Consider the following 9,328-nt stretch of genomic DNA (forward strand, 5'->3'; position numbering starts at 1 on the left):
CGGTGACACCGCCCGCCGACGACCAGCCCTGCCCCCGGGTGTCCATGACCAGGTGCGCGTATCCGGCGCAGGCCCACGTCAGTTGCTCGTGCGCCAGCCCCCGGCCGCGCCCGTAGCCGAGGAACTCCACGACGCAGCCGAGCGGGCCGGTGGCCCCGGCGGGCATCCGCAGCCAGCCGCGTACCGGCCGGCCGCCGTACCCAGGGACGCTCACGTCGTACGTACGCACCTGTGTCAGCCCGCAGTCGACCTCCTTGAACCGGGGCTTGTCCGGCGTTCCGTCGTGGGGCGCCTCGGCGAGCGTGGCGGACCAGAAGTCGTCGAAGCCGTCGGGCAGCGGGAGTTCGGGCCGGTAGGTGAGGCAGTCCGCGAGCGGGAGATCGGCCGACGGCATGGCTGTGTCCTCCTGGGGCACGGGAAGCGACAGGACAGAAGACGTCAGATGTCCTGGTGGCAACGGGACCCTAGGGAGCTTTACGGCCGGGCGTCAAGGGTGGGGCGGGGGAGAGGGCTCCCGCCCCGGGGACGGGATCCCGCCCGGGGATGAGCTCCCGCCCCGGGGAGGGGGCGGGACGGGGGCGCCCCGGGTCAGGCCTGGTCCGCCCCGCGCGCCCTGGCCTCGGCGATCCGCCGCCTGACCGGTGCGTAGTGCTCGCCGAGGGCCTTGAGGAACGCGGTGATGTCCCCGGCCCGGGCCGAGTCCACGATGTTCTGGTGGGCGGTGATCGTCTCCGTCTCGTCGGCGTGGGTGAAGCCTTCCAGGTGCGGCGCGACGATCGTGTACACGTCCCAGAAGGCCATCGACAGCTGGCCGATCAGCTCGTTGCCGAGGGGGGCCACGAGCAGCGCGTGGAAGGCCCGGTCCGCCGCGACGAAGCCGTCCCCGTCGCCCACGCCGGTGGCGCGCATGGTCTCGACCAGCCCCTCCAGGGTGTCGAGCTGCTCCGCGCTCAGCGAGGAGACGATCCGGTCGGCCATGCCCCGCTCGAACAGCTCGCGCACGTCGACGAGGTCGGCCATCACCTGGAAGTCGTCGTCGGGGGAGAGCAGGCCGCGGAACGTGAGGCTCTCCACCAGCGCGGACAGGCTCAGCCGGCCCACGTACGTCCCATGGCCGTGGCGCACCTCGACGATGTCCAGGGCGTCCAGGATCTTGACGGCCTCCCGCACGCTCGAACGGCTGGCGCCGAGGGCCTCGCAGAGGGCCGGCTCCGTCGGCAGCGGGTCCCCGGGGCGCAGCCGCTCGTCGAGGATGTAGCGCTTGATGCCCTCCACGACTTCCTGCCGCAAAAGGGTGCGACCGGGTCGTGTGCCGGACATATCTGAACTCCCCACCTCTTGACCCCTCTCGATTGTCAAGCTACGTTCCCACGCTATCAAGGCATCAGACATCTGACGTCTGATGCTCGACGGTTCACCGGTCCCCCGATGGCCGTCAGAACAGCCCTTTCCACATCCATCCCCCACCCTCACGTCCCTTGGAGGACCCGTGCCCGAGCTGAGGCCAGCCGGCGTCGAGCGCCGCACCTTCCTGCGTTACACCGGCGTCATCGGCGCGGCCGCCGCCATCACGGCAAGCCTTTCCGCGTGCGGTGGACCCTCCTCGACCGCCGACGGCGCGGCGGGCAAGGGTGACGGCAACGGCACCATCGAGGCCGGTCTCTCGTACCCCCTCTCGACCGGATTCGACCCGATGATCACCTCGGGCGCCACGCCGTACGCAGCCAATATGCACATCTTCGAGGGCCTCGTGGATCTCGATCCGGCAACACTCGTGGCCGCGCCCGCGCTCGCCACCGAGATGCCGAAGAAGATCAACGCCACCACCTACCGCGCCACCCTCCGGGACGGCGCGACCTTCCACGACGGCTCCCCGGTCACCGCCGAGGACGTGGTCTTCAGCTTCGAACGCATCCTGGACCCGAAGAACTCCTCGCTGATGGCGCAGTTCGTGCCCTTCATCGACACGATCACCGCCGTCGACACCAAGACGGTCGAGTTCAAGCTCAAGTACGCCTTCGCGCTCTTCCCCTCCCGCATCGCCGTCGCCCGCATCGTGCCCAAGAAGATCGTCGAGGCCGACGTCAAGGGATTCGACGCCAAGCCCGTCGGCTCGGGCCCCTACAAGTTCATCTCGGCCACCCGCGAGGACAAGATCGTCTTCGAGAAGTACGACAAGTACAACGGTGCCCACCCCGCCAAGGCCGAGAAGATGATCTGGCGGCTGATCGCGGACCAGTCGGCCCGGGTCAGCGCCATGCAGTCCGGCCGCGTCCAGGCCATCGAGGACGTGCCCTACATCGACGTCGCCGGACTCTCCGCCACGGCGAAGACCGAGTCCGTGCAGTCCTTCGGCCTGCTCTTCCTGATGTGCAACACCGCCGACAAGCGGTTCGCCGACAAGCGGGTCCGCCAGGCCCTGCACTACGCGCTGGACACCGAGAAGATCATCAAGACCGCGATGGTCGGGAACGCGTCGGCCGCCACGGGATACGTCCCCGCCACCCACCCCGAGTACCACAAGGCCGCCACCGTCTACACCCACGACGTGGCCAAGGCGAAGAAGCTGCTCGCCGAAGCCGGCGTGAAGGACCTCAAGTTCACCGTCCTGACCACCGACACCGGCTGGGTCAAGGACATCGCCCCCCTGCTCAAGGAGAGCTGGGCGGAGGCGGGCATCGAGGCGACCCTCGACATCGCCCAGTCGGCGGCACAGTACGCCAAGGTCGACAAGGGCGCGTACGAGGTCCTGGTGGCCCCCGGCGACCCGTCCGTCTTCGGCAACGACGTCGACCTCCTGCTGCGCTGGTTCTACTACGGCCTCTGGCCCGAGACCCGCTACAACTGGAGCAAGAGCGCCGAGTACAAGAAGACCAGGCAACTCCTCGACAAGGCGGCACAGTCCGCCGACGAGGCCACCCGCAAGCAGCTGTGGGGTGAGGTCACCGACCTGCTCGCCGACGAGGTCCCGCTCTACCCGATCCTCCACCGCAAGCTGCCCACCGCGTGGAACGACAAGGCCCTCACCGGCTTCAAGCCGCTGCCCACCACGGGCCTGTCCTTCGTGGACGTCGGCCGCGCCTGACGCCCACCGGTCCGGGCCGCCGCCTCCCCGGCGGCCCGGACCCGCTGTCCGCCCAATCGCAAGGAACCCGACGATGGTTGCTTTTCTCCGGCTCGCGCTGCGCCGCGTCGCGATGATGCCGGTGATGATCCTCGGCATCGCACTGCTGGTCTTCGTGGTGCTGCAGTTCTCGCCGGCCGACCCGGCCCTCAACGCGCTCGGAGAGGGCGCTTCACCCGAGGCCAGAGAGGCCTTCGCCGAGGCCAACGGGCTCAACGACCCGCTGCCCGTACGCTACTTCGACTTCCTCGGCCAACTGCTCCACTTCGACCTCGGGATGACCGTCCCGCCGAGCCAGCCCGTGATCGACCGCATCACCGCGGCCTTCCCGCTCACGCTCCAGCTGACGATCCTCGGCCTGGTCATCGCGATCGTCCTCGCCGTCGTCGGCGGCGTCCTGGGCGCCATGTACCGCGACCGCTGGCCCGACCAGCTCTTCCGGGTCCTGTCCATGGCCGGGGTCGCCATCCCGTCCTTCTGGCTCGGGGTCCTGCTCATCCAGCAGTTCGCGCTCAACACCCGGATCTTCCCGACCGGCGGATACACCAACCCCGCCGACTCGTTCAGCGGCTGGCTCACCACCATGGCCCTGCCCGCCATCTCGCTCGCGGTGCCCGTCGCGGCGTCGCTCGCCCGCCTCGTGCGCACCTCGATGGTCGCCGAACTCGACCGCGACTACGTCCGTACCGCCCAGGGCAACGGCCTGCCGGTCTTCCTGGTGATCCGCTCGGTGCTGCGCAACGCGCTCGTCACCCCGCTCACCGTGCTCGGCGTCAAGGTCGGATACCTGCTCAGCGGCGCCGTCGTCATCGAGGCGATCTTCGACCTGCCCGGCATGGGCAAGCTCATCCTCGAAGGTGTCACCGGCGGCGACGTCGCCCTGGTCCAGGGCACCGTACTGACCATCGCCATCGCCTTCCTGGTGGTCAACGTCATCGTCGACCTGCTCTACCTGCTGGTCAACCCGCGCATCAGGACGGTGTGACATGTTCGCCACGGGCCGTCTGGCCAAGAAGCTCTCCCGACCGGGCATCGCCTTCCGCGCCCTCCCGGTCACCTCCCGCGTCGCCCTCGGCGTGCTGGTCGTCGTCATCCTCGGCGCCGTACTCGCCCCCCTGCTCACCCAGGACCCGCTGACCACCGGAACCCCCGTACAGGCCCCCAGCGGCGACCACTGGTTCGGCACCGACCGGGCCGGACGCGACGTCTTCGCCCGCGTGATCCACGGATCGCGCTACTCGCTGATCATCGGCCTCGGCGCGACCGCCGTCTCCCTGGTCGCCGGCTCCGTCCTCGGGTCGCTGGCCGCGACCTCGCGCAAGCTCGGCGACGAGTCCGTCATGCGGACCCTCGACGTCGTCATGTCGTTCCCGCCGATCGCGCTCGCGGCCGTCCTGGTCGCCGTCTTCGGCACCAGCATCCCGGTCATCATCTTCACCATCGCCTTCGTCTACACCCCCTCCCTCGCGCGCGTCGTCCGCGCCAACGTCCTCGCCCAGTACGGAGAGGACTACGTCGCCGCGGAGAAGGTCATCGGCGCCCGGCGCGCATACATCGTGCTCCGCCACGTCGCCGTCAACTGCATGGCGCCGGTCATGGTGTTCGCGACCGTCATGGTCGCCGAGGCCATCATCTTCGAGGCCAGCCTCTCCTTCATCGGAGCGGGCGTGCAGGACCCCGACCCCAGCTGGGGCAGCGTCCTCGCCTACGGCCGGCAGATCCTCCTTGCCGGCGGCTGGTGGGCCACCTTCTTCCCCGGCCTCGCCCTCCTGATCACCGTCCTCGCGCTCAACATCCTCTCCGAAGGCCTCACCGACGCCTCCGCCGCGCCCAAGAGCGCCCGCGCCGCCACCGAGCCCGCCGCCACGGCCCCGGACCCGGTCGAGGCCGCCGCCACCGCCGACATCGACGCCGCCCTCGCCAAGCTCGCCCGGCACATCGACGCCACCGAGCCCACCATCACCCCGGTGCGCGAGGACGCCGACGAACTGCTCGTCGTCCGCGACCTGGCGATCCGCTTCCCGGACCGCTACGGCGACATCCCCGTCGTCGACAAGCTGAACTTCACCGTCCACGAGGGCGAGACCCTCGGCCTGGTCGGCGAGTCCGGCTGCGGCAAGTCCATCACCAGCCTCGCCGTGATGGGCCTCCTCGCCCGCAACGCCGAGGTCAGCGGCGAGATCCTCTACCGCGGCCGCGACCTGCTGAAGCTCCCGCCCAAGGAACGCCGCGCCCTGATGGGCCCGGAGATCGCGATGGTCTACCAGGACGCGCTCTCCTCCCTCAACCCCTCCGTGCTCGTCGGCACCCAGCTCAAGCAGCTGACCTCGCGCGGCGGCACGAAGACCCCCGCCGAGCTCCTCGAACTCGTCGGCCTCTCGCCCGAACGCACGCTGCGCAGCTACCCGCACGAGCTCTCCGGCGGCCAGCGCCAGCGCGTCCTCATCGCGATGGCCCTCTCCCGCAGCCCCCGCCTGCTGATCGCGGACGAACCGACCACCGCCCTCGACGTCACCGTCCAGGCCCAGGTCGTCGAACTCCTCATCAAGCTCCGCGACGAGCTCGGCTTCGCCATGGTGCTCGTCTCGCACGACCTCGCCCTGGTCGGCGACCTCTCGCACCGGGTCGCCGTCATGTACGCGGGACGGCTCGCCGAGATCGGTGACACCCGCTCCGTCCTCACCGACCCCACCCACCACTACAGCCGCGGACTCCTCGGCTCGGTGGTCTCCCTGGAGGCCGGCGCGGAGCGGCTCCACCAGATCCGCGGCGTCGTCCCCGCGCCCCAGGGCTTCGGGCAGGGCTGTCGCTTCGCGGGCCGCTGCAACGCCGCCACCGACCTCTGCCGCACCACGACCCCCGTACTCACCGTGCGCGGCACCTCGAAGGACCACGGCTTCGCCTGTCACCACCCGGCCGGGGCCGCCGCCGCGAAGAAGCTGGAAGGGAGCGCCCTGTGATCAGGCTCGACGGCGTTCACGTACGCCACAAGGCACGCAGCGGAGGCCTCTTCAGCCGCGACGCCGTCCACGCGCTCACCGACGCCACCCTGGAGGTCAAGCGCGGCGAGATCGTGGGCCTGGTCGGCGAGTCCGGCTGCGGCAAGTCCACCCTCGCCCGGGTGCTGACGGGCCTCCAGAAGCCCACCGAGGGCGAGGTCCTCTTCCACGGCCGCGACCTGTGGGAGATGACGGGTGCCGAACGGCGCAAGGACTTCGGCTCGGCCGTCGGCGTCGTCTTCCAGGACCCCTCCACCGCGCTCAACCCGCGCCTCACCGTCCGCCAGATCCTGCGCGACCCGCTGGACGTGCACCGGCGCGGTACCACGGAGAGCCGCGAGGCCCGCGTCGAGGAACTGCTCGACCTGGTCGGGCTGCCCGGCCACACCCTCGCCGCCCTGCCCGGACAGCTCTCCGGCGGTCAGCGCCAGCGCGTCGCCATCGCCCGCGCCCTGGCCCTCGAACCGGAACTGATCGTCGCCGACGAACCGACCTCCGCGCTCGACGTCTCCGTCCGCGCCCAGGTGCTCAACCTCCTCGTCGACCTGCGCGAACGCCTCGGTCTCGGCATGGTCTTCATCTCGCACGACATCCAGACCGTCCGCTACCTCGCCGACCGCATCGCCGTCCTCTACCTCGGCCGCATCGTCGAGGAGGGCCGGGCCGCCGACGTCGCGGGCGCCCCCAGCCACCCCTACACCGAGGCGCTGCTCTCCGCGACGCCGAGCCTGCTGGAGGCGACCCAGCGCATCGTGCTCACCGGTCCGGTGCCCTCCGCCACCAACCCGCCGCCCGGCTGCCCGTTCAGCACGCGCTGCTGGAAGGCCGACGCGGAGTGCTCCACCGCCTTCCCGGCCCAGACCATCGGGGCCGACGAGCACCGCTGGCACTGCGTCCACCCCCAGACCTCCGGGTCCCCCGCCGGGGACCGGACCCCCGTACCGCCCGCAAGGAGCACCGCATGACCGCCCCCGCCCCCTCCTACTCCGGAGTGATCCCGCCCGTCGTCACCCCGCTCACCGCGGACGGTGAACTCGACCGGGTCTCCCTGGAGCGGGTCGTCGGCCACCTCCTCGACGGCGGGGTCAGCGGCCTCTTCGCCCTCGGCAGCTCCGGCGAGACGGCCTACCTGACCCCCGGTCAGCAGGACGAGGTCATCAAGGTGATCACCGCCGCGTCGGCGGGCCAGGTGCCCGTCCTCGTCGGGGCCATCGAGACCACCACCAACCGGGCCGTCGAGCGTGCCCGCGCCGCGGCCGCCCTCGGCGCCGACGCGGTCGTGGCCACCGCGCCCTTCTACACGCGCACCCACGTCACCGAGATCGACCGCCACTTCCGGGACATCGCCGCGGCCGTGGACCTGCCGCTCCTCGCGTACGACGTGCCGGTCTGCGTGCACAGCAAGCTGGACCCGGAACTCCTGCTGCCGCTCGCGGCGGAAGGGGTGCTCGCGGGAGTCAAGGACTCCAGCGGGGACGACGGTTCCTTCCGCCGGCTGGCCATCGGGGCACGGGACCTGCCCGGGTTCTCCGTGCTGACCGGCCACGAGCTCGTGGTCGACGCGATGATGCTGAGCGGCGCCGACGGCTCCGTGCCCGGTCTGGGCAACGTGGACCCGCACGGCTACGTACGGCTGCACGAGGCCGCGACGCGCGGTGACTGGGCCGCCGCCAGGGCCGAACAGGACCGGCTCGTCGGGCTGTTCGACATCGTCACCGCCGCGGCGCCCGGCACCGCCTCGGCGACGGCGGCGGGTCTGGGCGCGTTCAAGACCGCCCTGATGCTGCGCGGCGTCATCGCGACCAACGTCATGAGCCCGCCGATGCGCCGCCTGGACGCGGCGGAGACGGTGAAGATCGCCGCGTACCTGGACCGCGCGGGGCTCTCCCGCGTGTGAGGACACGCACGAGGCGCCCGGCAGTGTGAGCTCACACCGCCGGGCGCCTCGTGCGTGTACGCGTGTCAGCCGCGCGTGGCGCGGGTGCGGCGCATCAGCACCGCACCGCCCAGGAGGAGCGCGGCGCTCGTGCCGGCGGCCAGGCCGACGCCGTCGGCGCCCGTCTCGGCGAGCTGGGTGTCAGGGGTGTTGGGCCCGGGGGTCTCGGCCGGCGGCTGCTTCACCGGGGGCGCCTCGGCGGGCGGCTCCTCCGCGGGGGGCTCCTCGGTCGGCGGCACGACCGTCGGCGGCTCCTCGGCGGGCGGCTCCTCGACCGGCGGCTGGACCGGCGGGTGGTGGTGGGCGGGGCCGCTGTCGTTGGCGCAGTTGTTGCCGAAGGCGGGGTTCAGCAGACCGACGACGTCGATGCTGTTGCCGCAGACGTTGACCGGGACGTCCACCGGCGCCTGGACGACGTTGCCCGAGAGCACGCCCGGGGAGTCGGCGGCCACGGCCTCGGCGTGGGCGCCGGAGGCGGAGCCGCCGTCGTGCCCGTCGTCGTCCGAGCCGACGTTCGCGCAGGCGTTGCCGAAGGCGGGGTTCAGCAGGGCGATCACGTCGACGGTGTTCCCGCACAGGTTGACCGGGACGTGCACCGGCACCTGCACGGTGTTGCCCGAACCGACACCGGGCGAGCCCACGGCGGCGCCGTCGGCCGAGGCGTCGGCGTGCGCATAACCCCCGGCGGCGGTCAGGATGCCCGACGCCGCCGCCATGACGATCATGCTTTTGTTCAGAACCTGTCGCATTACTTGCCCTTCTTCGGGAAATTCGCGCGGGCGGTGACCCGGATGGAACGTAGCCATTCCATATACGCGGACGACTCCCTAACGACGCGACGGTTGCGGGGGAAACTTGGAGAACGGTGGAAATTCTGTAATCACTCGAAAGGGTCACGTACGCCTGTTCGTGCGCGAGGCCCGATTGCGGCATTCGGGTGAACGGGGGGAACCAAACGGCGTCCGGCGAGTTGATCAGTACGCTCCGCCACGGGGCACTCGGTACGAGAAGGGTTAATCGTGATCAAGAAGGTTCTGGCTACGGGCGCAGTCGCCGCCTCCGTCCTCGGTCTCTCGGCGACGAGCGCCATGGCCATCGGTGACGACACGGGCACCACCGTCGTCAACGGCAACGGTGCCGAGTCGGCGTTCGGCAACTCCGCGACCAAGGGCGACATGAGCCCCCAGCTCAGCCTCGTGCAGGGCTCGCTGAACAAGCCCTGCGTCGGGCTGCCCCTCAAGGCCAACCTCGGTTCGCTCGTCGGCCTCG

9 protein-coding genes are annotated in these 9,328 nt (G+C 70.9%); 6 read left to right on the forward strand and 3 right to left on the reverse strand.

From position 1 onward, the window contains the following. Both IH13_RS0120860 and IH13_RS0120865 read right to left on the reverse strand, forming a co-directional pair. Window positions 1-394: acetylxylan esterase (locus tag IH13_RS0120860; RefSeq protein ID WP_031086655.1), on the reverse strand; the 394-nt coding region annotated here is incomplete at its 3' end. A 194-nt stretch (window positions 395-588) separates the two neighbouring features. Next, window positions 589-1,320, reverse strand: coding sequence for a FadR/GntR family transcriptional regulator (locus IH13_RS0120865; protein ID WP_031086656.1), 732 nt, complete (start codon window positions 1,318-1,320; stop codon window positions 589-591). A gap of 169 nt (window positions 1,321-1,489) precedes the next feature. Here IH13_RS0120865 and IH13_RS0120870 point away from each other — a divergent pair, with 169 nt between their 5' ends. The 5 genes from IH13_RS0120870 (at window position 1,490) to IH13_RS0120890 (ending at window position 8,020) form a co-directional block, all read left to right on the forward strand. Next, window positions 1,490-3,085, forward strand: coding sequence for an ABC transporter substrate-binding protein (locus IH13_RS0120870; protein WP_031086657.1), 1,596 nt, complete (start codon window positions 1,490-1,492; stop codon window positions 3,083-3,085). A gap of 73 nt (window positions 3,086-3,158) precedes the next feature. Further along, window positions 3,159-4,109: an ABC transporter permease gene (locus IH13_RS0120875; protein WP_031086659.1), complete on the forward strand. Its 951-nt coding sequence runs from the start codon at window positions 3,159-3,161 to the stop codon at window positions 4,107-4,109. A 1-nt stretch (window position 4,110) separates the two neighbouring features. Beyond that, complete coding sequence (locus IH13_RS0120880) at window positions 4,111-6,084, forward strand: dipeptide/oligopeptide/nickel ABC transporter permease/ATP-binding protein (protein ID WP_031086661.1); 1,974 nt, start codon at window positions 4,111-4,113, stop codon at window positions 6,082-6,084. After that, complete coding sequence (locus IH13_RS0120885; protein ID WP_031086663.1) at window positions 6,081-7,088, forward strand: oligopeptide/dipeptide ABC transporter ATP-binding protein; 1,008 nt, start codon at window positions 6,081-6,083, stop codon at window positions 7,086-7,088. Before IH13_RS0120880 ends, IH13_RS0120885 begins: the two co-directional genes overlap by 4 nt. Beyond that, the gene (locus tag IH13_RS0120890) at window positions 7,085-8,020 is read left to right on the forward strand and encodes a dihydrodipicolinate synthase family protein (RefSeq protein WP_031086665.1); all 936 of its coding nucleotides are present in this window, start codon (window positions 7,085-7,087) and stop codon (window positions 8,018-8,020) included. The genes IH13_RS0120885 and IH13_RS0120890 overlap by 4 nt, the downstream gene beginning before the upstream one ends. Before the next feature lie 65 nt (window positions 8,021-8,085). Here IH13_RS0120890 and IH13_RS45800 read toward each other — a convergent pair whose 3' ends face one another. Then, complete coding sequence (locus IH13_RS45800) at window positions 8,086-8,808, reverse strand: chaplin (protein ID WP_031086667.1); 723 nt, start codon at window positions 8,806-8,808, stop codon at window positions 8,086-8,088. A 270-nt stretch (window positions 8,809-9,078) separates the two neighbouring features. Here IH13_RS45800 and IH13_RS0120900 point away from each other — a divergent pair. Further along, the coding region (locus IH13_RS0120900; protein ID WP_031086669.1) for a rodlin at window positions 9,079-9,328 on the forward strand (250 nt) is incomplete at its 3' end.

The sequence above is a fragment of the Streptomyces sp. NRRL WC-3549 genome (genome assembly GCF_000721935.1).
Taxonomy (GTDB): Bacteria; Actinomycetota; Actinomycetes; order Streptomycetales; family Streptomycetaceae; genus Streptomyces.